The organism is Myxococcus sp. RHSTA-1-4, assembly GCF_020037125.1.
Taxonomy (GTDB): domain Bacteria; phylum Myxococcota; class Myxococcia; order Myxococcales; family Myxococcaceae; genus Myxococcus.
Genome location: NZ_JAIQDG010000014.1, coordinates 173,600 through 197,826, shown reverse-complemented (window position 1 = coordinate 197,826; position 24,227 = coordinate 173,600). Strand labels below are relative to the sequence as shown.

17 protein-coding genes are annotated in these 24,227 nt (G+C 72.4%); 2 read left to right on the top strand and 15 right to left on the bottom strand.

What is annotated here, in order from left to right:
• The first annotated feature begins 87 nt into the window (after window positions 1-87).
• A complete protein-coding gene (locus K8638_RS20410; RefSeq protein ID WP_223756232.1) occupies window positions 88-867 on the top strand; it encodes an alpha/beta fold hydrolase in 780 nt (259 codons plus the stop codon).
• Between the two features lie 9 nt (window positions 868-876).
• On the opposite strand, the gene K8638_RS20405 is transcribed toward K8638_RS20410, so the two are convergent.
• The 9 genes from K8638_RS20405 to K8638_RS20365 form a co-directional block, all read right to left on the bottom strand.
• Window positions 877-1,296, bottom strand: coding sequence for a hypothetical protein (locus K8638_RS20405; protein ID WP_223756231.1), 420 nt, complete (start codon window positions 1,294-1,296; stop codon window positions 877-879).
• Window positions 1,297-1,333: 37 nt separating this feature from the next.
• Window positions 1,334-1,942, bottom strand: coding sequence for a hypothetical protein (locus K8638_RS20400; protein ID WP_223756230.1), 609 nt, complete (start codon window positions 1,940-1,942; stop codon window positions 1,334-1,336).
• Window positions 1,943-1,979: 37 nt separating this feature from the next.
• The gene (locus tag K8638_RS20395; protein WP_223756229.1) at window positions 1,980-4,136 is read right to left on the bottom strand and encodes a caspase family protein; all 2,157 of its coding nucleotides are present in this window, start codon (window positions 4,134-4,136) and stop codon (window positions 1,980-1,982) included.
• A 90-nt stretch (window positions 4,137-4,226) separates the two neighbouring features.
• Window positions 4,227-5,150: a hypothetical protein gene (locus K8638_RS20390; RefSeq protein ID WP_223756228.1), complete on the bottom strand. Its 924-nt coding sequence runs from the start codon at window positions 5,148-5,150 to the stop codon at window positions 4,227-4,229.
• Window position 5,151: 1 nt separating this feature from the next.
• Window positions 5,152-7,920, bottom strand: a complete 2,769-nt coding sequence (locus K8638_RS20385; protein WP_223756227.1) for a TonB family protein — start codon at window positions 7,918-7,920, stop codon at window positions 5,152-5,154.
• Between the two features lie 149 nt (window positions 7,921-8,069).
• Window positions 8,070-8,858, bottom strand: coding sequence for an energy transducer TonB (locus K8638_RS20380; RefSeq protein ID WP_223756226.1), 789 nt, complete (start codon window positions 8,856-8,858; stop codon window positions 8,070-8,072).
• Window positions 8,859-8,868: 10 nt separating this feature from the next.
• Entirely contained in the window at window positions 8,869-9,297 is a 429-nt protein-coding gene (locus tag K8638_RS20375) for a biopolymer transporter ExbD (protein ID WP_223756225.1), read from the bottom strand.
• 2 nt (window positions 9,298-9,299) lie between these two features.
• Window positions 9,300-9,974, bottom strand: a complete 675-nt coding sequence (locus K8638_RS20370) for a MotA/TolQ/ExbB proton channel family protein (RefSeq protein WP_223756224.1) — start codon at window positions 9,972-9,974, stop codon at window positions 9,300-9,302.
• Between the two features lie 73 nt (window positions 9,975-10,047).
• Window positions 10,048-10,929, bottom strand: a complete 882-nt coding sequence (locus K8638_RS20365; RefSeq protein ID WP_223756223.1) for a YARHG domain-containing protein — start codon at window positions 10,927-10,929, stop codon at window positions 10,048-10,050.
• Window positions 10,930-10,973: 44 nt separating this feature from the next.
• Here K8638_RS20365 and K8638_RS20360 point away from each other — a divergent pair, with 44 nt between their 5' ends.
• Complete coding sequence (locus tag K8638_RS20360) at window positions 10,974-12,473, top strand: serine/threonine-protein kinase (RefSeq protein WP_223756222.1); 1,500 nt, start codon at window positions 10,974-10,976, stop codon at window positions 12,471-12,473.
• Window positions 12,474-12,481: 8 nt separating this feature from the next.
• Here K8638_RS20360 and K8638_RS20355 read toward each other — a convergent pair whose 3' ends face one another.
• The 6 genes from K8638_RS20355 to K8638_RS20330 all read right to left on the bottom strand — a co-directional run bounded on the left by K8638_RS20355 (window position 12,482) and on the right by K8638_RS20330 (window position 24,197).
• On the bottom strand, window positions 12,482-12,865 hold the full coding sequence (locus K8638_RS20355; protein ID WP_223756221.1) for a hypothetical protein: 384 nt from the start codon (window positions 12,863-12,865) through the stop codon (window positions 12,482-12,484).
• 158 nt (window positions 12,866-13,023) lie between these two features.
• A complete protein-coding gene (locus K8638_RS20350; RefSeq protein WP_223756220.1) occupies window positions 13,024-14,613 on the bottom strand; it encodes a carboxypeptidase-like regulatory domain-containing protein in 1,590 nt (529 codons plus the stop codon).
• Window positions 14,614-14,868: 255 nt separating this feature from the next.
• Entirely contained in the window at window positions 14,869-17,403 is a 2,535-nt protein-coding gene (locus K8638_RS20345) for a hypothetical protein (RefSeq protein ID WP_223756219.1), read from the bottom strand.
• Window positions 17,404-17,454: 51 nt separating this feature from the next.
• On the bottom strand, window positions 17,455-18,489 hold the full coding sequence (locus K8638_RS20340) for a trypsin-like peptidase domain-containing protein (protein WP_223756218.1): 1,035 nt from the start codon (window positions 18,487-18,489) through the stop codon (window positions 17,455-17,457).
• 192 nt (window positions 18,490-18,681) lie between these two features.
• Window positions 18,682-21,117 carry an alpha-2-macroglobulin family protein gene (locus tag K8638_RS20335; RefSeq protein WP_223756217.1) on the bottom strand — a complete coding sequence of 812 codons (2,436 nt, stop codon included), beginning with the start codon at window positions 21,115-21,117 and terminating at the stop codon, window positions 18,682-18,684.
• Complete coding sequence (locus tag K8638_RS20330; RefSeq protein WP_223756216.1) at window positions 21,114-24,197, bottom strand: carboxypeptidase-like regulatory domain-containing protein; 3,084 nt, start codon at window positions 24,195-24,197, stop codon at window positions 21,114-21,116. The genes K8638_RS20335 and K8638_RS20330 overlap by 4 nt, the downstream gene beginning before the upstream one ends.
• Window positions 24,198-24,227 lie beyond the last annotated feature (30 nt).

The following is a 24,227-nucleotide window of genomic DNA, read 5'->3' as shown; positions in this document are numbered from 1 at the left end:
CTCGTCAGGAGGAGGGTTCGCGGTATGAAGCGGCACGGTCCGCCCCGGGTCAAGGCGCGGAGTGGGCGGACAGAAAGGCGGAGGACGATGGTGCTCGAGTGCTTCCAGGTGGGTGAGGGCGAGGTGGCCACGGTGATGCTGCATGGCTTTCTCGGCACGGGGCGCAACCTGCGCTCGCTCGCGGCGTCCTGGAGCGCGGCGGACCCGAGCCGCCGCTTCCTGCTGCCGGACCTCACCGGCCATGGCGCCTCTCCGGCACTGCCCCCGAGCGCGGACCTGTTCACCCTCGCCCGCGACGTCGTGGACACCGCGCGCGCCAAGGGTGTCAACGGCCCGTTCGACTGGGTGGGGCACTCGCTCGGAGGGCGGGTGTCGCTCGCCGGCAGCCTCCATGTGCCCGAGGCCGTCCGGAGCGTCACGCTGCTGGACATCACTCCGGGCCCCGTGCCGGGAGATTTGTCGGAGAGCGGCAAGGTGCTGGGGGTGCTCCTCCAGGCGCCGCCACGCGCGGACAACCGCCGGGCCATGCGCGCGGAGTTGACGGGGCGCGGGCTCTCCGAGCCGCTGGCGGACTGGCTGCTGATGAACCTCGCCACCGAGGCGGACGGCGTGCGTTGGCGGTTCGACCGGCAGGCGCTGGCGGACCTGCACTCGCGCGTCAACGGCACGGACCTGTGGGAAGCGGTGGAGCGGAAGGACCACCCGCCCATGCGCTGCATCCGGGGCGGGCGCGCGAAGTACGTGACGGACGCGGACTCGGAGCGCATGGTGGCCGCGGGCTGCCCCGTGGCCACGCTCCCGGAGGCGGGACACTTCGTCCACGTGGACGCGCCGCAGGCCCTGCTGGAGTGGCTGATGCAGGGGTGAGGAGAGCGGCTACTGCTGGACCAGCAGGATGCGCCAACCCCGGGTGTCGATGGCGTAATTGGCACCCACGTCCAGGATGGGAGGCCCACCGATGTCACATGCCTCCGCGTTGGGGATGATGCTGACGTACATGACCCCCTCCGGACCGGGGGCGGCAGCTACGTCGTAGGACTCACGACGGGAGAGACACTCCTGGAGCGGGGTCGCTCCCGATGGGAGCTTACGATCCCACGGGAAGTAGTCGTCCATCGCCAGCTGGATGGCCCGCAGCATGGTGCCCCCGACGACCTGCCGGCCATCAAGTGGGAGCGCCAGGGGAAACTCCACACCGGCCGCCTCGTCGGGCGGTGCATGGACCGGACGTGGTGGGCGCTGGAAGAGCGCACAAGCGGGGAAGAGAAGGAGAAAGGCCGGAAGTGCGCGCTTCATGGAAGGTTCCTCGCTCGAAGAGTCCGCACGTCGTACGTCATTCGTCCCCCACTGCCGTGACCAGACCGTACCTCTTGTCCTCCGGCCTGATGACGCCCACCAGCTTCCAGCGCTTCTCCTTGCGCAGATAGACCTCGCCGGGACGCGCATCGCTGTCGAGATAGGGGATGAGCTTCATGACGGTGCAGGCCCGGTCGAACTGGATGCGAATGCTCCAAATCTGTGTCGCCGCAATCCGGTCGGCGGGGCTCATGGGCGACGGAGACCACGGGTGACTGTGAAAGTCTCCGAGAACAACAGGACGGCCGCGCTCATCAACAACGTAACGAGGAGGAATGCACTTCTTCTTATTCGCGGGACCGACTGGCACTGGCTCGCCCAGCGGAGACGGCATGCTGGCGTAGTATGTGCCATCGCCCAGGGAGTAGATGGCGCCGCAGTATTCCTGGCCATACTCGCGATCCCGCGCGCGCGGCAACTTCATGATGGCAGGGCACAGTTGATCGATGACCGCATCGACGTTGCTCGATGGCTGGATGGCATCCCAGGGCCCTCTCACATGAACATGATTGCCCGTGCGCCAGTAGTCCCCGGGCACGCTCGGCACTGGCGTGTTGGAAGCACACCCCACCAGCAGGCCCAGCATCACCGACCAGCTCAACCCAGCATGCATGAACTCCCCCTCAGATGCGCACCCCGAGCAGCAACCCGGGCCACATCCGCGTCGAGTCCGCCCCGCGCCCCAGCTTCCACTGGGGCAGCAGGCTGACGTCCGGATCCTCTTCCTCGGAGTACGGCACATAGGCGTTGACCGACACGCCCCCGAAGAGCGCGAAGCGCCGCCTCAGCTCCCAGCCCACCATGGCCCGCAGCCGGCTCAGCGAGCCCTTCCCCGCCGAGCCGATGAACTGCGAGGCGACGTCCACGTCCAGGTAGTACCGCTCCGCCTCGCCCAGCGGGAAGTGCACGCCCAGCCCCATCATCGTGTAGGTCGATGCGGCGCGTGGCTCGATGCGCAACCCTCCCGTCAACAGCACGTACACGCTGCGACTGCCGTACTTGAGGCTCACCGACACCGGGCCGTAGTCGTCCGCCGACACCTCGAAGGCCAGCCGCCCCTTCCGCACGATGCTCAGGATGCCGATGGGCACCGACACGTCATCCGCGATGTTGATGAACCCGAGCTGCACCCCGCGCACGTCCGACGCCACGTTGATGAGCCCCACCTGCACCCCGGAGACATTCCCCGAGATGTTGATGAGCCCCACCTGCACCCCCGCGAGCCGCTCCGTCAGGTTGATTCCCCCCGCCAGCTGCACCCCGTGGAAGTCCGACGTCGCCCGGTTCGCCGTGGAGCTGAGCTGGAGGCCCGTGTAGGCCCCCTCCGCGATGTTGAAGAGGGTGGAGAGCTGCCCGCCCGTCCCCCCGGCGAAGGCGAGGTTGCCGCCCAGCGCCGCCTGGAGCCCGAGCACCTCGCCCCCCGCGACGTTGGCGATGCCCGACACCTGCACGCCCTCCATCGTCCCGTCCACCCACCCCAATCCCCCCGCCGCTCCCAGCCCCCGGAGCTGCAGCGAGCGCACCGCCAGCCCGCCCAGCGCCACGTGGTTGAGGCCACTGCCACCCCAGAGCGAGCTGGTGGACAGCGGCGGCACCAGCGACAGGTTGAACGCCACCGTGGGCACGTCCACCGCGGGCCCGGGCGCCTCGGGCACCTCGGCCACCGCCTCGCCGCCTCGCGCCGCCGTGCGCGTCAGCGACACCGGGACGAAGTGCTCCGCCCGCAGCTCCGCCCCACCCTTCGGTGACACCGACAGCTCGGCCTCGAAGCGCTGCGTGGGACGCTCCAGGACGAAGTGGTAGCGCCCGGCCTCCAGCCCCAGCGCGAGCCGCCGGCCTCCCGGCTTCTGCAGCTCCGCGACGAGCTGGTTGCCCCAGTCGCGCACGAACAGCCGCCCCTGCACGTCCTCCGCCACCGCGACTCGCACGCTGGAGCCGCGCAGGTCCGTCATCACCAAATCACCGCTGCCCGCGAGCTGGATGTCGTAGGCCGCGTGCTGAGGACCGCCCTGCGAGCGCTCCGTGCGCGCCAGCGTCTCGTGGAAGGCGAACTGGTAGGCCTCGTGCAACGTCACCCGCCCGTCCGCGCTGGTGTCCGCCGCGCCGCGCAGGCCGGTGACGAGGAAGTGCGTGAAGAAGGACGCGCCGATGCTGTCCGACTCCTGCGCCACCTCGTCCGCGGAGCTGGAGGCCAGGTAGGCATGGCCCCTCACCTGCGAGGACGCATCCGTGAGGAAGGCCGGCCGGCGCACGCCGCCCTTGTAGCGCGTGAGCGCGCCGGAGCCGCACGAGTCCAAGATGGCGATGCGCACGTCCACCGGCACCCCGCCCAGCGCCCGCCGCAAATCCTCATAGGAGAGCCGCTCACCCCGCGGCAGCAGCCCCTCCCCGTCCGAGTGGCCCGAGTAGTACAGCACCAGCTCGCGCCGCACGCCCGGGGACTCCGCGGCTGCCGCCAGCACCTTCATCCGCTCCAGCGCCCGCAACAGCCCGGCGCGGTCCGCCTCCAGCAGCAGCACCCGGTCCGCCGCCGCCACGCCGCCCAGCTCCTCCAGCACGCGCGACATCGCCAGCGCGTCCGAGCCCGCGTAGCGCAGCCGCTCGCGGCCCGTACCGCCCTCGCTGGAGCCGGCGATGAGCGCGAAGCGGCGCAGCGTCGACTCCGGCGCCTCGGCGGGGCTCTCCGCCCTGGCCTCCGGCGCGCACCACAAGGCCCACCCCACCATGGCCAGCAGGCCGGCCACACGTCCCCATCCCCCCGCTGTGGTGCGTGTCATCATCCGCTTCCCGCTCCGTGCCAGCCCCGGCCCGGCGTCACTTGAGCGCCGGTGGCATACCGCGTTTGGCCGCCCCCTCGCGAGCCGTCTCGCTCACGGACTCCAGCGGGCGCGGCGCGATACCCAGGAACTGCCGCCCCGCCCGTCGCGCACCACCGCCCAGAAGGTCACCTCCCGGGCCTCCGTCGCGTCCTCCGGCGGCTCCCACTCCGTGCGGTGCTTGCCCTTCTGGCCTCCCAGGTCCGCGCCGCCCGTCACCTGCGGGCTGAACTCGCCGAACGTGGCGTGCCACGAAATCTCCCAGGCCTCCGTCAGCGTGACGGCGTCCAGCCGCAGGCCCGGCACCACGTACGTCTCCTCCAGCGCCGACACGTCCTCGGACGTCACCACGAAGGGCCCCTTGCCGCTCAGCTCCGGCAGCGCGTCCTCCGCCCATGGCGCGTCGTCCAGCAGCACGCCCGGAATCACCGGCTGCACGTTCTCCGTCATGCCCTCCACCACCGGGCACCAGAAGACCATCAGCTTCTGCGCGTAGACCTCCTCGTCCCCCGCCACCGCGTGGAGCACGAGCGGCATGCGGATGCCACCCAGTCCCTTGTAGGGGTCCGTCTCCTGCACGCGCTCCAGCAGCAGGCTGTCCTCGCCCACCGTGGCCGCGCCGGGGCGGATGGCGAGCGACAGCTCTCCCGCCGTCGCGGTGCCCTCCGCCAGCATCACGCGGTTGGCCTCGTCCGAGCAGCGGCTGTCCTCCGTGTCCGCGCACGCCCACAGCGTGTAGTGGATGGGGCGGCCCTCGCCGGCGGGGTCCACCAGCAGGGCGCGGTACGTCACCTCCGCGGCGAGCACGTCCAGGGCCTCCGGCGTGCGCTCGCAGGTGGGCGCCATCAGCTCCGGCTTCTCCAGGGAGATGCCGAGCACGCGGAAGTCATGCACCTTCGAGGGCTGGTCCTCCACGTCCACACAGGCGCTGGCGCCGAGCGCCAGCAGGAGGCCGCCGTACTTGAGCAGGGCCTTCATGTCAGAAGCTTCCTTTCACGCCCACCACGGGGAGGAGGGGGATGCCCGGAATCTCGTACTCCGTACGGTACCGGTAGTCGTTGAAGACGAACTCGGCGTTGCTCGCGTTGTAGAGGTTCTGCACGTCGAGGTACGCCGTCAGGGTCCAGCTCTGGAACTGCCAGCTCTTGTCCACGCGCACGTCGAGCTGGTGGAAGCCATCCGTCCGGCTCGAGTACAGCGAGCCGTAGGTGGGGCGGTAGCCGTTCCGGTCGGACTCGTACAAGTCATAGGTGTGGTTCAGCGGCGTCGTCGGCCGGCCGGTGGTGTAGCGGAAGCGGCCGCCCAGCTCCCAGCCGTTGCCCAGCACGTAGCTGCCCACCAGCGTGAGGATGTGCGTCTGGTCCCAGATGCTGAGGCCATACGTGGGCGCGTCCTCATCGCTGAAGCCGCCGCCGAAGCCGCCATTCCTCTCGGGCCTGGGCCCCGCGCGCCCGTCCAGCGCGCGGCTCAGCGTGTACGACAGCCACCCGGACCACTTGTCCTGCGCGGAGGCCCGGTTCTTCTTCACCATCAACTCGATGCCATACGCGCGGCCGATGCCGTCGTTGGAGTAGCGCTCCTGGTAGAAGCCGCCGCTCTCACGCTGGACAATCTGCCCGGGCTCCACCACGTTCTTGAAGCGGCGGTTGAAGAAGCCCGTCACGTCCACGTCGAGCACGTCCGTGAAGCGGTGCTCCACGCCCAGGCTCGACTGGAAGGCGCGCTGGTACACCAGGTCCGGCGTGCCGTACGGCGCGATGACGTAGCGGAACGTCTCCGGCGCCTGGCTGTAGAGGCCGAGCGAGCCCTTGAGGCTGGTGCGCGCGGTGGCCGCGTAGCGCACCCACAGCCGCGGGTCCAACGCCACGTTCTGGGTGTCCCCCACCAGGTGGAGGTTGCCGCGCACGCCGGGGGTGAAGGTGAACTTCCCCACCTTCACGTCCGCCTCCAGGAAGAGCGCGCCGTCGAAGGAGTCCAGGGAGATGCGCTCCTTCACCATCTCCCCCACCGACTCGGCGCCCGGGAAGGACACGTACTCGAAGTCCTCCGGGGCGGGGAACTCCACGTCGTACGACTCGTACTCGTAGACGAGGTCCAGGCCGGTGCGCAGGGAGAGCATGGAGGACAGCTCCATGCCCAGCACCTCGCGGGCGCCCACCGAGTACTGCCTGCCGTCCTGCCTCGCGGTGCCGAACTCGAAGCTGCTGTTGTCCAGGCCCACGTAGGGCGTGAAGACGGAGGTGAGCGCGCCCTTGCGGTACGTCCAGTCACCCTTCAGCCGGTGGAAGTTGGTGTGCGTGTTCAGGTCGATGTCGCGCTCCGTCTTCGGGCCGGAGGACACCACCCGGAGCTGGTCGTCACTGCCGAAGGCCATGACGTAGCCGGAGCTGCGCGCCCCACCCGCCTGCGCCTGGGCCTCCTCTTCCGAGGAAGCGCCGCGCTTCGCGCCGAAGTCCACGCGGAGCTGGTAGTCCCAGTAGCGCGGCACGATGGAGAGCGTGCTGCCCTCGTCCTTGGGCAGGAAGGCGGGCAGCAGCGTGTCGATGTACGAGCGCCGGGCCGCGGCGGCCACGCTGATGCCGTCGGTGATGGGCGACTCCAGGAAGAAGCCGGCGTCCATGACGTCGACCTTCACCGAGCCGTGCAGCGTGTCCGCGGCGCCCTTGCGCGTGCCCACCTCCACGATGCCGCCCACCGCGCGGCCGTACTGGCTGCCGTAGCCGCCCGGGTAGAAGTCGAGCTGGTCGATGAACTCGGCGTTCACCACCGAGGGGCCGCCCAGCAGGTGGAAGAGGATGGGGATGCGGACCCCGTCCATCATCGTCGCCGTCTGGCCGGGGTTGGAGCCGCGCACCAGCAGCTCGCCGGAGGTGAAGGGCGCACGCGCCACACCCGGCAGCGCCTGGATGACGCGGATGGGGTCTCCGAAGGTGCCCGGCGTCTTCTGCGCCTCCTGGCGCGTAATCGTCCGGCGGACGACTTCCTTCTTCGGCCGCTCGGAGCGCACCACCGTCTCCAGGGCGCCACCCGAGGGCGCGAGGTAGAAGTTCACCTCGGTCGTCTCGTTCGGCTTGAGCTGCTCCTTCGTCTGGTAGAGCTGGTAGCCGGACGCGACGACGCGCACCGCGCACTCGCCGGGGGGCACCTGGAGGGTGAAGCGGCCCTCCGCGTCGGACACCGCCTCGGGCGCCTCCGGGTCGTCACCGCAGCGCACCGTGGCACCAGCCACGCGCGAGCGGCTGCCACGCGAGATGAGCTGGCCGGTGAGCGTGGCCTTCGGCGCCTCGGGCTCCTCCACCTCGGCGCCCTCCGCGGGAGGCGGGGCGTTGAGGGTGAAGTGGTAGACGTACTCCACCTGCACCGGCGCGGGCACGCCGTCCACCTCCGCGGGCGAGAAGCGGAACTGGCGCACCGCCGCGATGGCCGCCTCGTCGAAGCCGTTGCCGACGGGTTCCGTGGGCTGCACGTCGGACACCGTGCCGTCCTCGGCGATGGTGATGATGAGGCGCACGGAGGCGGTGAGGCCCTGCGCGAGCGCGTCGGGCGGGTATTGCGCCTCCACCTGCTGCACCAACTCGGGAGGCTTCGTAATCGTCGGCTGGGCCTGGGCGGGCGCCGCCGCCTCGGGCTGCGCGGTGTCGGTGCCGGCCTGGGGTGCCTGGGCGAGCGCAGGCGCCGCCAGCAGGAGCGAGGCCGCGGCGAGCGCGCTTCGGGCTTTCACATTCGGGGACATGGCGTGGGCAAGCATACGGGGTGAGAGTCGTTTCCCGCTCCCACCGAGGGAGAGGCGGAGCAGTGGCCTCGTGGAGAATTCCGGCGCCAACGGCTGGAGAGGGGTGGAACCAGCCGCGCGCGGCATTCCCTCGCTCCGCCCCTCGCTCAGCGGGAGCGGGAGCATCAGTCGAGAAGGAAGGTGTAGGAGTACTTCATCTCCGTGGAGACGGCCTCGCCGCCCTTGACGGCGGGGCGGAAGCGGAAGCGGAGGATGGCGTTGCGCGCGGCCTCGTTGAGCCCGTACCCCGGCCCGTTGAGCACGCGCGCGGACACCACGCGCCCGTCCAGGTCCACGGTGATGGAGAGCGTCACCGTGCCCTCGATGCCCGCGCGGCGGGCCTCCTCCGGGTACGGAATCTTCACCTCGTTGGCGAGCTCCGGCTCCCGGTCCACCTGGTAGATGGGCGTGTACTTCGGCGCGCTGTAGGCCTTCACCTCCTGCGGCGCCTTCGCCCGGTCCGCGGTGCGGCCGTAGAGCGTGTTGCCCACCGGCGCCGCGAAGCCGCCCGCGCTCGTGGTGGAGGACATGGACAGGCCCACCACCAGCGGCGCCGGCTTCGCGTTGGGCGGCGTCTCGTTGGGCGGAGGCGGCGCGTCCACCGGAGGCGGGGGCAGCGGCTTCGGCGCTTCGGCCACCTTCACCGGGGGAGGCCGCACGCGCGCCTTGGGCGGTGGAGGCGGCTCGGGCTTCGGCTCCTCCGGCACGGGAGGAGGCGGGGGCGGCTTCTGGACCTCCACCATCACCATCTCCACCGGACGCTGAGCCACCGGCCGCTCCGCGGGCCGCGCGTGCAGCCCCACCAGCGCCAGCCCGTGCAGCGCGAGCGAGCCGGCCACGAAGCCCACCAGCACTCCGTTGCCGCTCCGCTTCGGCAGCACCCACGCCCTGTCGTCGAGCACCATCTCACTCATGACTCTGGCCTCAGCCCCGCGGCGCGGTGGGCGCGACGTCCTTCTCGATGTTGAGGGCGAACCTGGCGATGCCCTGCCCCTTCACCACGTCGATGAGGCGCATGACGCGGCCGTAGGGCAGCGACTGGTCGGCGCTGATGATGGCGCGCGTGTCCTTGTCCTTCGCCACCATCTCCGCGACCTTCGCGGACAGGTCCGCCTCGCTCATCTCCGTGCCGTCGAAGAAGAGCTTGCCGTCCTTGTCCAGCACCACGTTGACCAGGCCCTGCACCGTCTCACCCCCGTTGGCGGCACGGGGCAGGTCCACCTCCACCGTCTCGCGGACGATGAAGTTGGCCGTCACCATGAAGATGATGAGTAGCACCAGCACGATGTCCACCAGCGGCGTGACGTTGATGCCGGTGATTTCTTCCTCGTTGTCCTGCGCGCCGCCGGCCATGACTAACGGACCTCCGCGCGCAGGCTGCCCACCAGCGCATGGCCCAGCGCATTGGCGCGGCTGGTGAGCGTCTTGAGCTGCCGGTTGAAGATGTTGAAGGCCACCACCGCCGGAATCGCGACGGCCAGCCCCACCGCCGTGGCGACGAGCGCCTCGGAGATGCCGGCCATGACCGTCTGCTGAATCGCCGCGCCCTTGGCATTCATGGAGCCCAGGTCGTGGAAGGCCTTGATGATGCCGAGCACCGTGCCGAACAGGCCGATGAACGGGGCGTTGTTGCCCAGCGTGCCCAGGAAGGACAGGAAGCGCTCGTACTGGGGGCGCTCGCGCGCCATGGTGGAGGCAATCACCTGCTCCACGGAATCCGCGCCCTGGGCCGTGGAAGCCAGCCCCTCACGGATGACGGCGGCCTCCATGCCCTTGCGGCCCTGGATGGCGGCGCGCACCGCGTCCAGCTCCCCGCGCGCCAGCCGCACCGCCAGCGCCTCCGAGTCCGGCAGCCGGTTGCGGGCGAAGTACACCGTGCGCTCCAGCATGATGGCGATGGAGAGCACCGACAGGCACACCAGCACCCACAGCACCCACTCGGCGGAGGTGAGCGTCACCCCGAGCAGCTTGCTGCTGAGCCAGCCCAACCCCTCGGCGGGAGCCTGGGCGAAGACAGCGATGGACGACATGTAGTTCCCCTCGTGAACCGCGTTTGCGCGAAGGGAACACCGCCCACCGGAAAATGTGTCACCCGGTGCGCACTCAGCCCTTCCGGCCCCCCTTCGCCGCCTTCGCCTCGGCGGCCTGGATGAGCGTCAGGTGCTGCTGGTCCTCGGCGGTGAGACGTGCGTCCGTGTAGGCGGGGTCGGGCTGGTACCAGGGCTCCCGGGAGAAGAAGTCCTGGAGGTCCTTCGCCTGGAAGACGCGGCCGTGGCGGGCATACACGGCGTTGCGCAGCAGCCGGAGCTGCGCGGGCGACAGCAGCGCGAGCGCGTCCGCCGGCACCTTCCCCTGGAGCGAGCGGATGGCGGCGGCCATCAGGAGGTTCTGCCCGTAGGGGCAGGCCAGCCGCTTGCGCGCGTCCGCGGGCTTCACGCCCGCCGGCGGAGGCCAGAGCTGGTCCAGCGTCACGTCCTCCAGGGCCAGCTCGGAGATGACGTTGTAGTGCTCGCAGTACGCGTAGAGCGCCCGGGTGAAGGCGGCCGCGTCCCCGTCCGACGCCGACACCAGCGTGTCCCACAGCGGCGCACGGCCGGCGGCCACCATGACGGGGCGCACCTTCGCTCGCACCGTGGAATCCCGGTAGGACTGGGAGGAGAGCAGCAGGTTCGCCGCCCCCTTCGACAGCGCCTTGTCCTTCGACGCGGCCACCAGCGCGTCCACGCCCAGCCGGAAGGACTCCGCCGTCTGGTCGCCCTGCTTCACGTTCTTGTAGGAGAGGGCGCGCATGCAGCTCAGCGCGTCCTCCCGGCTCGGACGGCCCTCTTCACACCGGGAGAGGTCCTGGGCCGTGGCCTTCCCGAGCAGCACCTTGGGGTACAGGTCGACGTCACAGAGACAGCCCGCTCCCGCCAGCGCAGGCGGGGCGGCGAGGGCCAGGATGAACGCGACAAGACAGCCGAGGCTACCGGTGGGCAATTTCATGTCCCCGGGACGATAGCCTACGCTCCGCGTAGGAGACCGCCCTCTTGTCCTTCCTGCTCTACCCGTCCCGTGAGCGCTCCGTCTTCCCGGATGGAAAGCCCCTGCTCTGGCAGCTCGGCGCCTACGTGGCGGTCTTCCAGCGGCCCGAGTTCGGGACGACGGGCGCACTGCTCGCGCGGCGCGTGGAGGAAGACGGCAGCGAGCACGGCGACGTCCTCATCCACCAGCTCCCCACCAGCTCCGCGCTGGCCCAGACCTCGGCCTCCGTCTTCCACGAGGAGTGGCGGCTGGCGACGCAGCTCTCCCACCCGAACATCCTCCGAACCCTGGACACGTGGCTGGACACCCCGCCGGGGACGGCGGGTGACGCGCCCCGGCCGCTCTTCTTCCAGCTCGTCACCGAGTACGTGCCGGGTGAGACGCTCTCCTCCGTGCTCGCCGCGCTGGACGCGAAGGGCACGCGGCTGCCCGTCCCCATGGCGCTGTGGGTGGCCGCGCAGGTGGCGCACGGGCTGCACGCCGCGCACGAAGCCACGGACGCACAGGGCCAGTCGCTGGGGGTGCTCCACCGGGACGTGGCGCCCGCGCACGTGCTGCTCGCGTACGACGGTGGCGTGAAGCTGTCCGGCTTCGCCCTCGCTCGCACGGCCGTGCGGCTGATGAGCGGCCCCATCTTCAAGCACGTGGGCTCGCAGCCTCCGGAAGCGCAGCGCAAGGGCAGTGGACAGGTGGACCGGCGCGCGGACGTATACGGGCTGGGGGTGACGCTCTACGAAGCACTCACCGGCGTGGACCCGTTCCGGCGCTCGCATGACTATGACTCGCTGAAGGCGGCCATGAGCGGGGATGCGCCGCCGCCGAGCCACCACCGGCCGGAGCTGCCGCCCACGGTGGACGCGGTGGTGATGCGCGCCATGGCCCCCAAGGCGGAGGACCGTTATGCCACCGCCGCCGACTTCGCCCGGGCCCTGGAGGCGCTGCGCGACGCCTTCGCCCCCGGGGACGGGCGCGAGGAGCTGGCCGCGTTCCTGAGAGACCTCTTCGGCGAGGAGCGGATTCGCGCGCGCACCCACGTGCCCACGCTGGCGGAGCTGCGCGCCCGGGCCGCCGCGCTGGAGACGCTGGAGGCACTGCCGCCGGCGTCCGAGCAGGAGCCCGAAGCGGAGGACCGGGCGCCCCCGACGCCGGCGACGCGCTTCGTACCGCACTCGCGGCTGCTGTACCTGTACGGAGGCTTCCTGCTGTTCATCGTGGCGGCCCTGGTGGCCAACGTGGCGAAGTCACGAGAGAGCTTCGTCGCGGAGGTGACGGAGGTGGCCCGGGCCGGACAGGCGCGGGCCATGTCGTGCCTGAGAGGCGCCGCGGGAGAGCGGGTGCGGGTGCTGCTCCAGCTGGACGGCGCGGGCCACGCGGAGGCGAAGGTGGAGGGCCCGCTGGCCGGCACCGTGGCGGGCCGCTGCATCGAGGAGGCGCTCGCGGGGCTGACGTGGCCACGCAAGCGCGGGATGCCGGTGACGGTGGAGGTGGCGCTCGACGGGCCGTGAGCGCCGACTCAGGCCAGGCGCTGCTCCCCGAAGCCGACTCCGCCCCGGAAGTAGGCGCTGAGCGTGGAGGCAGGCCCCTGCCCAGTCCTCCGGGCCACGTCCACGGGCTTCGCCCCCACCACCACGTCCACCGCCTTCTTGAAGATGAGGGGGAGCGCGGCGCCCAGAACGAGGTACTGGCGCGCGGGGAGGTCCGCGTCGTCCGAGAACCACAGCCACACCGCCACGCCCGAGCCGACAATCATCAGGCCGGTGACAATCCAATACGACACGGACTTGATGACCTGCTTGTAGCGCGGGGTCGACAGGTGCTCACGCAGTCCGTACCAGTGCAGCAGCTCTTGGAGCGCGCTGCCCAGGGCTCCAATGAGGATGATTTGCAGGGCGCTCATGACGGCCCTCCTTGGCTCGGGTCTCACAGGACCGGAGTGAGCGGGCGGAGGGTGTGACCCGGAGGGGGTGCCCCCTGCCTGGACGGCGGGAAGGGGGGCGGCCGCTCGGAGCCACCTCCCCGCGGAGAAGTACCGTCCCCGCGGGGAAGCGTGTCCCGCTACGGGCCCACGGACAGGGGCGCCTGCACGTCACTCACGAGCGGCTGGCCCCACGTCGTCTGCAGCCCCACCCCCGGGCTGGTGAGGCGCGAGAGTGCCAGGTGCACCCGCGTCCCGACCGCGAGGTTGGGACCCGAGTACGTGAAGGCGTACCGGGTGGTGTAACCCGAGGACACGAGCGGGAAGAGCACTCCGGGCTCGCTCATGGGCTCGCTCCGGAACACGCTGAAGCCGGCGCCGCTGTAGCCGTGCTCGCCCGTGTAATCCCCGAGGAAGCCATTCGCGTTGAGGTCCGCTTCGACGAAGGCCTGTGGGGACGGCGAGCCGAACTGGCCCACGGGCTGGTCGAAGAGGAACTGCACCGTCTCACCGGCATTCAGGATGTTGTTCGCGTTGAGGTCGGTGAACTTCACCACCGGAGCGCCCGGCGGCAGGGCCGCCAGCACGTCACCGCCGAAGAAGAAGCCCGTCCCGCTCCAGGTGGTGCCGTTGTCCAGCGACACCGCGCGGACCTGCACGTTGTACTCGCGGCCCGCGGCCGTCGTGGCCGTGGGGGTGATGGTCAGCACCTGCCCGCCCATTCCCAGGCTGGTGGTGATGGCGAGGCTCTGCTTGCCCGTCTCGTCCGTCATCCGCACGAGCAGGGACGAGGGCTGCACGGCCTGGCTGAACACGAGCTGGAGGGGCTCTCCCGGCCGGAGCATGTTCTCCGAAGGCAGCGGGGAGCCTCCCGTCAGCGACGGCACGTTGGTGGAGACGACCGAGAGCGAGCCCGTGGCACGGGCCGCGGGCAGCACGAGGATGCGCGCCGAGGCGTCCTGGAGCAGGTCCCTTGCGGCGAGCGCCGTGGTCAGCCCGCTCGACTCCACGCTGCCGTCCGCGTTGGTGTCCAGCGCCGGCACGGTGATGACATAGGTCAGCCCCGAGGCGCCCAGGCCACCGAGCCGGGACAGCTCCTCGGGAGAGGGGATGCCGGTGAAGGTCACGAGCCCGTCGTTGTCCGCGGTGGCCTCCGCGAAGACGGCGCCGCCCAGCTCCCCGTGCGCTCCGCCCCGCGTGAGGTCGGACCAGACCGGCGTGGCCTCGATGAAGGCGCGGGCCCCCCGGGCCGGACGGCCCTCGGAGGTGAAGAGGGCGACACGCACGCTGCCGTCCAGCTTCGCGAGCATGAGCGGCCCCACCAGCGCGTTCGCGTTCCCCAGCGGGAACGCGCCCGCCTGGGCGTTGATGGTGACGGGCACCCGCGTCGCGGCGTAGCCCGCCTTCTGGAGGGACACGAGCAGCTCCGCCCCGGCCGGCAGCCCCTCGAACGCGAAGGTGCCGTCCGCGGCGGTGGTGGTGGTGAGCAGGCGCGGGCCACTGGACAGCGTCACGTCCACGCCGGAGAGCGGCACGAAGCGGGTGTCGAACACCTGTCCGGAGACGGTGCCTACCGGAGTGGAGGGCTCCTGGACCGTCGAGGTGGGGGTGCCCGCATCCGCCGTCACCTCCGCCAGGGCGGGCAGGTCTCCCGTCTCGGACGAGGGCAACAGGGCGTCAGGGTGCACCGAGGGGTCCTGCCCGGTGGAGCCACCGCAGTTCAGCAGCATGAGGGACACAACGGATAGACATACAGCGCGAAGGCGCATGGTGATGACCTCTCAGGTGGGAGTCAGCGCGCGGGAGCCCGTGCCGGCCCCGTCGCGGAGCCCTGCGCGTGCTGATGTGAATAGCACCCACGTCTGTCATTGACCGGAGCCGACATGGCCCCGGTGGGCCTTTCCCCTCACGCAGTCACTCACATGCCTATACGCAAAGAATTGCCCATCCTGGCAATTCCATGGGCTGGAAACGGGGCCAGGCCCTCAACTGGAGGACGAAGAGCCCTGACGTTCCACGCGCGTGAGCAGCCCGGTGAGCCCCTCGAAGGTGGCGTTGCCCACCTGGTGCAGGCCGAAGCCCCAGAGGAACGCCGTCATCCCCGCGCCGAAGCCGCCCCAGGTGGGCGAGAAGACATTGAGCAACTGGAGCCCCAGCGCCACCGCCAGCCCCGTGAGCAGCACCAGCACCCCCAGCTCCACCAGCCACAGATGGCGCGGTGACGGCAGCGGCAGTCCGTCCAGCTCCCCCAGCGGGGGCAGGGCCATGGGCGATTCCGGGAGCGAGGGGATGCTGCCCCCCGTGGGCGCGCTGGCCTCCTGCTCCACCCCTCCCGCCGTGAAGGACTCCAGGACGACCTGCCCGGCCGTCACCCGCTGCGGGCTCGGGTAGCTCTGGAGGGCCTTTCGCGCCCGCTCGTACTTCAGCGCGGCCTCCTGCGGCGCCTCGGCGTCGAGGGCGGCCCGGGCCTCTTCCAGCCACCGGTCGATGGCCCCCAGCTCGTTGAGCTGCGACTGCTCCGTCGTCCCGGCTCGCGCCTTCGCCACGTCGGCTCGCAGCGCCAGGATGCGCTGGCGCACCTGGACCGAGTGTGCCCGGTGGAGGGCATCCCGTGCCTCGCCATACTTCATGGCCGCCTCGTGCGGAGACTCCGCCGCGAGTGCCCCCAGCGCCTCGCGCAGCTTCGCGCCCACCTCGTCCAGCAGCGTCCGCTGCTCGTCCGTGTCGGCCTCCTCGCGCGCCTGCTCCACCTCCTTGCGCAGCTCCATGACGAGCCGGCGCACGTAGATGGCATGGGCCCCCTGGTACAGGCGGAACGCATCATCCACGCTGGCATCGGCGCGGGCCCGGGCCTGGCGCAGCCGCTCCTTCACGTCCGCCGTCAGCTCCTTCCACTCGTCGGCCGTGAAGCCACGCGGCGGAGAGAGGGCGGCGACGGCCGTGGACAGCTCCGCGCACAGGATGTCGAAATAGGAGCGGCGGGCCAGCTCGAGCTGCTGCCGCGCGGCCGCCAGGTCCGGCCCGGCGAGCGCATCCCGCACCGTCCCCAACAGGGGCAGCAGCTCGTACGTGAGCCGGAAGCCCAGGGTGTCCTCCTCCCCGCGCTGCTTCGCCAGCGTGCGCGCCTGCTTGTCGATGTCCTGCAGCCGCGCCTCCAGCCCCGCGCGCGCGAGCCCCGCCACGTCCAGCTCCCGCACCGCCTTGAGCTGCGCCTCGAGCTGCTCCGCCGAGACGTCCTCGCCGCGCAGCGCCTCCTCCGCGGCGGCGAGCACCTGGCTTGCCTGCGGCGGACGTACCTCCTCCGGCAGCGCCCGCACCTTCCGCGCGGCGTCGCACCACGCCTCGTAGAGCCGCAGCCGGGGCTCCACCGCCGCCAGCTCCGCGTCGCCCACGCGGATGCCCCGCACCGGCTTGCGAATCTCCGACACGAGCGCGTCAATCCGCCCGCGCACCGCGCGGCCCACCTCCCGGGCCTCCGCGTCCTGCCCGCTCATGAGCGACTGGAGCCTGCGGCGCAGCGCCAGCGCCCGCTGCAGGCGCAGCGCCCGCGGGCGGATGCGCTGCGAGTACAGCCGCACCGCGTACGAGGACAGCGCCCCCAGCGCGATGAGCAGCGCGCCCCACGTCCACGGAGAGCGCACCCAGACGGTGAAGGTCTGCTCCACCGGCGCGCCCGAGGGGACGGATATCCGCACGGTGCCGGTGTACTCGCCCGGCCCGTCCAGCCCGCGCAGGGACAGCACCAGCGCGCCACTGCCATGGGCCTCCAGCGGGAACGAGACCGCGTCCTGGCTGTCGCCGCCCGGCGGCGCGCCCTCCACGGTGAATCGGGCCTCCGCGAAGTCCGGCTGCACCAGCACCGCGCCCAGGTCCGGGGCCTTGCGCTGGAGCTGGAGGAGCCGTGGAGAGGAAATCCGCCCGCTCACGCCCGCGGTCTCCTTGAAGGGCAGCCGCACGGTGGCATCCACCGTGCTCCAGCCCCAGCCCGACGAGGCCACCGCCGGAGACGCGGCGACGAACTGCACCGCGGGCACCGCCTGCACGCGGGTGACGGTGAGCGCCGTCGTCTCCCGCCCGCCCGCGTGGAGGAGCACCACCTGTCCCGTGTAGTCCCCCACCGCCGGCAGCCGGCCGGACAGCTCGACCTGGAGCGGCTGCCGCGCGGTGATGAGCGCGGTGGTGCCACCGGCCACGGCTCCGCTCATCGTCGCCGTCAGCGGCACCTGCACGCCGTCCTGGGACTGGAGCGGGTCCACCAGCACCGTCACGCCGCCGGGCAACGGCTCCTCGCCCTCCGCGCCCGGCACGGTCAGCAGGTCCACGCGCAACACGTGCCGGAAGTCCTCCGACGTCGTGCGCAGCTTCACCTCGTTGCTGGCGGAGGCGCCGGCCACGCGCAGCCGGACCGGCTGCTGCGCCCGGGCGGCCACCCACGGCGCGATGAGCCACAGGACCAGGGCCAGGCGCGCGAGGCCCGCGCCATGGCGGAGGACGGCGGAACGGGTGGAGGAGGGTTTCATCCACCGACGATAACAGGCGCGCCCCACGGCTCCAGTTCGCGCCCCGGCCCCTCACCTCCACCCCAGCACGTCGCGCACCCGCGGGGGCAGGCTGTCCCGGATGGTGTCGGTGGGGATGCCCTCGTTGTGTCCCGTGGAGGACGGCATGCGCGGGCCGCCGCTGTGATGCAGCGCGGCCAGCCGCAGGTCCTGCGTGAAGCACGGCGCGCCCGAGGAGCCCGGCCCCGTGCAGGCCCGGTACGCCACGCGCGTGCGGGACGGGTTGACGCCCAGGAACTCGTCCACCGCCACGCTCATCGGCTGGCCCTCCGGGTGCTGGAAGATGAGCGCCAGGCTGCCGGGCGTGAAGGGCTCCCGCGTCTCGGGCAGCTCCAGCCAGCCCCGGGACTCGCCGTCCACCAGTGCCTCGCCCGGAGCGCCCTCCACCTGGAGGAAGGCATAGTCCAGCTCGCTCACCGTGGCCTCGCGCGGCCGGGGATGCATCAGGTCGGCGGGGCTGTAGGGACTGTGCGCCAGGCACTTCGTCACCCGGTACACCCTTCCCGGCTGGAGCAGCGTGCGGTCCGGCAGCACCTTGTGGTCGAAGCGCACGCGCAGCGACTCCAGCAGCTTGTTCTCGATGACGTGGAAGTTGGTGAGGACGACGTTCGGCGAGACGAGGAAGCCGGTGCCCAGCGCCGCGCCCACCTGGGGCTCCACGCGGCACACCTGCCGCCCGATGGAGGTCAGCCGCCGGCGCCACACGTCCAGCCCGCCCCCCGCCCACCCCGGGCCGAAGATGCGCTCCAGGCTGACGCGGGGGATGCTCCGCTGCACGGACGCGAAGTACCCCTGCACGAAGCGAAGCAGCCGGGGGTTGCGGGGCAGGGCCGCGTACGCCCCCGTCACCAGCTCGCGCGTCCACCCCTCCAGCTCCGCCCGGTGGATGAGCGCGAAGATGCGCTCGCGGACGCTCCCCGTGGACGCGAGCGCTTCCAGCTCCTGGCGCCGGTTGGCCCCCACCACGCGCCGCAGCTCCTCCACCGAGGGGAAGGCGCTGAGCAGCACCCGCAGCAGCTCGTCTCTCTCGTCGGCGTCGAGCTCCATGGTGTCACCCACGATGAAACCACGAGGCGGGGCCGGCCTCGCGACGCTCACGGCAATCTGCCGCATCTCCCGGCTGGATTCACAGGGGGGGTATGCGGGGACCGCCATCGATTCGGAACCCGGACGGTGCTGAGCAGACATTTCCCCGGAGACACTGTCCACGACAGTGCCCCCGGGGGCAGGACGTGGCGATCAGCGCACCGCCCACGTGGTAGGAGGTACGTAGGAAACGAGGTCCGGGCGCGCCACCACCTTCAGGGAGGAAGCCCCCGCCTGAAGCGTGCCGGCCAGCGTGGGGATGACGCGGAAGCGCGCCTGGAAGGGCTCACCCGCGCCCCGGGGCGGCAGCTTCAGCGTCACCGCGCCGTCCTCTGCGTCCCAGGACGTCACCCGGCCCTCGGACACCAGCGCATTCAGGCTGGCCGGGTCCACCTGCACCCCCGCGGGCAGCCCGTGCCGGAGCTCCAGTTCGAGGCCGGAGGGTGTGGACGCCTGCACCACCACCTCCGCCGGCTGTCCCACCTTCGCCTCCGCGGGCCCCTTCACCGACAGCTCCAGCCCGCCCTGGGACTCCGCCTTCCAGGGCACCGCCGCGGCCAGCGCCAGCGAGAAGCCCAGCCCGGGCACCGCGGGCTCCGCGCGCACCGTCCAGGTGTGCGCCCCCGCCGAGCCCGGCGCCGCCGCCTCCAGGGCCAGCACCTCGCGCAGCGCCCTGGCATCGAAGGTGCCCTCGGTGATGGGCTGGCCGTCCCGCTCCAGCACCACGCGCACCTGGGCGGGCAGCGGCTCGCGGAAGAGGGCCACCACCGCGCGCAGCGCCAGCCGGTTGGCGCGCCCGCCGCCCCAGCCCAGCACGGGCTCGTAGCCGGACAGCAGCGAGGCGCCCAGGTCCGCCAGCGGCGCCTTCGTGTCTCCTTCCAGCGCCAGCACCGCCAGCGCCGTGGCCTCCGCCTCCGAGGGCGTCTGGCCGCTGGCGTCCACCACGCCGGGCTCCACCGGCAGGTACGCCCCACCCTCGCGCGTCTTCACCGCGTCACGCACCTGGGCGCGCAGGTCGTCCTTCAGCGCGCCCGTCACCGCGCCGCTCGCCAGCAGCGCCGCCGCGGTGTAGCCGTCCTTCACGTGCGCCCGGTTGCGCTCCAGCGCCCCCGAGGCCCGCGCGGTGAAGAGGGCCGCGCGGCGCTTGCCCTCGGGCGTGCCCGCCGCCGCGTTCACCGCGCGCGTGCAGTCCGCGGTGGCCACCAGCAGCCGCTGCAGCGTCCAGCCGTCACCGCCCTGGCAGGTGCCGTCCGGGAGCTGCGCCGCCGCCACCTGAGCCGCCAGACGCTCGCCCAGGCGGGCCAGCACCGGGTTGCCCGGGTGCGCCAGCGCGCCCTCCGCCAGCAGCGCCGCCGTGGCCACGTCCGGCGCCCGGCCCTCGCGCAGCGCGCGCTGAGTCACCTGTGCCAGCAACTTGCGCATCGCCTCCACGTCCACCGCGCCCTCCACCGGCCGCGGCGGCGAGGCCATGCGCTTCTCGCCCGAGGTGAGCGCCTTCAGCGCCTCCGCCGACTGCGTCTCGCCCAGCGCGGCCAGCAATTCCGGCGAGCGCCCCACCAGCGTCAGCGCGTAGGCCACGTCCGCGGTGCTCATGCGAGTCCCCGCGGTGCCCCATTCCGAGCGCAGCACGCCCAGCGCGCCGGGGTACACGAGCAGCCGCACCCGCTCACTGCCGGTCTGCGCGTCGTCCGGCCCGGAGAGCGACAGCGTGCGCGGCGCGGCCAGCGTGCCCCCGCGCGTCTGCAGCACGGGACGCCCGGTGGGCCACACGTCGAAGTCCCGCACCACCGCGTCCGCGCCGCCCAGCGTGGCGCGCACGGACACCGGCCCGGGCCCGGCCACCCGCACCGTCACGTACTCCACCACGCTGCCCCGCGCCGGCACCCGCACCGCGCGGGCGCCGCCCTCCACCGTGGCGCCCTGCACCTCCACCTTCAGCGGAGCCTCCACGGCGGACTCCGTGGTGTTCACCACCTGCACCGGCAGCCGCACCGCGTCCCCCGCGCGGAGGAAGGGCGGCAGCACCGGGTCCACGTACGTGGGCAGCGTGCCCGCGAAGCCCGCCACCGCGCCCGCCTGCGCGCCGGAGCGGGAGTGCGCCAGCGCCAGCACCCGCCACCGGGTGAGCCGGTCCGGCACGCGCACCGGCACCGTCGCCGCGCCCGACGCGTCCGTCACCACCAGCGGCTCGAAGAGGAACGTCTCCGGGAACCACGCCCGGCTCGGCGCCGCTTCCTCCGCGGGCGCTTCCTCCAGCCCGCCCATGCCCCCGCGCGCGGCCCCGGCACCCTTGGGCATCTCCTCCTTGAGGACGGCGCGCAGCTTCTTGGCCATGGGGGGCGAGGAGGGCATCCCGCCCTCCTCCATCGGAGCGGCCGCGGGCGCCGCCGCGACCTCCTGGGCAACCGCGCCGCCGAACGAGTCCATCTGCTTCAGTCGCAGCACGACGTGCTCCGGCTCGCCCGCCAGCGCGTTCGCGGACGCACCGAAGCCGCTCCGGAGGATGTCGCCCCCGAGCACCAGCACGAACAACGCAAGTACGAATCCCACGAGGAGGCCCACCGCCCCCACGACGACTGTGCGCTTCATGGCGCCTCCCGGGCGACCCACGCGTTCCAGTTCTCCACGTCCTCCGGCAGCCGCGTCCCGCTCGACACCACGGACCGCGGGTCGGTGAGGGCCAGCAGGTCCGAGGGCAGCTTCGACAGCCGCAGCCGGCGGCCGAAGGCGTCCGTCACCCGCTCGCCGCGCTTCTCACACGCGGCCAGCGCGCCGTCCCACAGCTTCGCCATCTCCGCGGGGTCCAGCGTCTCCCCTTCGGGCGCCTTCTCCTCCCAGGCCCGCACCTGCGCGTGCAGCTCCGCGAGCACCGCGTAGAAGGGCTCCGTCAGCTCCGCGTCCGGCTCGAAGGGGCTCGTCGCGTTCACCGACACCCGAGGCTCGGCGTCCTCGCGCTGGGGCACCGCGCTCACCCGCAGCAGCGCCGCGGCCGCCGCGTTGGAGCCGCGGATGCGCCCCATGGCCAGCGCCTGCCCATCCAGCACACCGAAGGCCGGCGTGGCCACCGAGGGCACGGGCCGCACGCTGCCCAGCGAGTCCGCGCCCGGCAGCGGCGCGAGCTGCCCCAGCGTCTCGTCCACGCCGAAGAGGCCCACCGCCGCCGGTCCCTCCTTGCCGTCCACCCACGTGCGGACCTGGAGGTGGGCCAGCTCGCCGGGCGCGTAGGCCGGCTTCTCCGGCGACACCTCCAGGGAGAGCTGCGCGCGCGGCGCCACGTACACCCGCGCCACCGCGCCCTCCCACTGCGCCTCGGCCCAGCCCTCGAAGTCCGCCGGCAGCCGGAAGCGCGCCGTGCGCGAGCCCTTCTCCAGCTTCGCCTCCAGCCGCGTCGCGCCCGCCTGGAGCACCAGCTCCTCCGGGAGCTGGCCCGCGTACCCGGGGCCACGCATCAGGTCGATGCGCACCTCGTCCCCCGCGCGCGCCAGCACCGGCGTGGCCCGCAGCCGCGTGTCCGGAAGCTGCGCCGGACGCAGCACCAGCTTCGTGTCGCCCGCGTCCTTCGCGCTCACCTTCAGCTCGTAGCCCAGGAAGACGGTGGCCTGCGCGGGCCCGTCCTCGCCGCCGGCACCCGCCGGGTACGCGGTGAAGCGCGCCACCCCCAGGGCCTCGGCCCGCGCGTCCTTCTCCTCCGGCGCCGGGGACAGCCGCAGCCGGCTGAACTTCTCCTGGATGCAGGGCAGCACCGAGGCCGGCAGCGCCCCCTCCTGCTTCGGCAGCGTCACCCACGACGCCGCCACCTCCGGCCCCGTCCTTCCCAGCCGCCAGCTCAGCGCGGCCGGCAGCGGTGCCTCCACCTCCAGGTTCCGGGGCAGGCACACGCGCGCGTCCCTCGCCGCCGTGGCCAGCACGCCCGACAGCGGCGCGCTCTCTCCGGCGGCCTCCTCCACCTCCATCTCCAGCCGGGGGAGGTCCGGGTCCCTCCCCCCCAGCTCCAGCCGAAGCACGCGCTCACGCCCGGGCGGCAGCGCGCGAGAGCGCAGCACCGTGGCCAGGCACGACGCCAGCGGGCCGTCCGCGCCCACCACGTCCGCCACCGCGCCCCCCGCGCCCACGCGCAGCCCCAGCTCCACGTTCTGGAAGCCGTCGTCCGGCGTCACGAAGCGCGCGCATGGGAAGAGCGACGGCAGCCAGCCCTCCACCGCGAGCTGGTCCTGCAAGGATGCCTCTCCACTCTCATCCACCAAATCCCTCACACCGCCCAGCTCCACGGGCGGAGGCGGCGGCGGACGGCGCACCGGCATGGGCGGCACCACCACGTTGACGGGAGGCCCCGGGTCCAACTGGAAGGCGGCCACGCCGTCCTCGTCCGTCACCGCGCGCACGCCCTCGTCCCGAGGGTCCCACGCGCGCTTCACCGTCAGCTCCGTGCCGGGCAGCACCCGGCCATCCGCGGTGGTGGCGCGCAGGTAGACGCGGTTGCTGAAGCCCGCCACCAGTCCGTCCTCCAGCTCCGTCACCGCGGAAACGGCGAGCGCGTCCTCGGCCAGCAGCAGCGACACCGCGCCTTCCACCCTGTCACCCGCCGCGTCCTTCGCCACCACGCCCGCCGTCAGCCGCGCGTTGCCGCGCAGGTCCATGGGCACGCGCGGCAGCACCACGCGGAAGCGGCCGGCGGCGTCCGTGCGCGCACGCCTGGGCAGCCCGCCGTCCGCCAGCCACTCCACCGGCGGTGGCCAGTCCCCCGAGTGGCTCCAGTCCAGCTCCACCTCCGCGCCCGCCACCGGCGCGCCCGAGGCGTACACCACCTGCCCCTCCACCTCCGGCGTGTCCCCGGCCCGCCAGAAGGGCTTCGGGCTCTGCGCCTCCACGCGGAAGCGCGGCAGGGTGAAGGGCTCCACCTGGAAGGCGGCCTGCGCCTGCGCGCCACCGCTGGACCAGCTCACCGTCCACGTGCCGGTGGCGGCGCCCCTGTCGAGCGGGAAGCTGCCGGCCACCACGCCCCACGGGCCCGCCGGCGCGCGCTCCTCCAGCACCACCTCTCCGGACGGGTCCTTCAAGAGCCACGTCCCGGGCCGGCCGTCCAGCGGCGACAGGTCCTTCGCGCGCAGCACCACCGCGCGGAAGCGCACCTCGTGGCCCGGCTCGTACAGCGGCCGGTCCGTCAGCACGTGCACACGCGCGGGCGCATATAAAGGTAGCGCCGCGTCCACCGTGTCCGTGCCCAGCGGGCTGGTGACGCGGGCGCGCAGTTTGTAGTCCCCATCCGGCACCTGCGGCAGCGCCACCCGCGCCGCCAGCGCGTACGCGTCATCCCGCTGCCAGCCGTGCTCCTTCTCCGGGGTGAGCGGCGTCTCCTTCCCCTCCGCGTCCACCAGGAACAGCTCCGCGGAGCCGCGCCGCACCCGGCTGTCCATGAGCCCGCCGTGCCGCGGGTCCGGTGCATGCGCCTGGGCCCAGACGGAGACCGGGCCCGCGATTCCGCGCGACAGCCCGTAGGCGCTCAGCCCCACCGTCTGCCGGAATTGCCCGTCCGGGCAGCGCGGAACCTTCACCCCGCGCAGCGCCCAGGCGGACAGACACACGTCCCACGAGGCCACGGCCAGCGCGCCTCCCACGAGGAACGCGGCGAGCCCCCCGGCCAGCAGCCGGCGGCGAAAGCGGTTTGTCATATTTCCTCCCCTTTCCCCACTCTACGACAC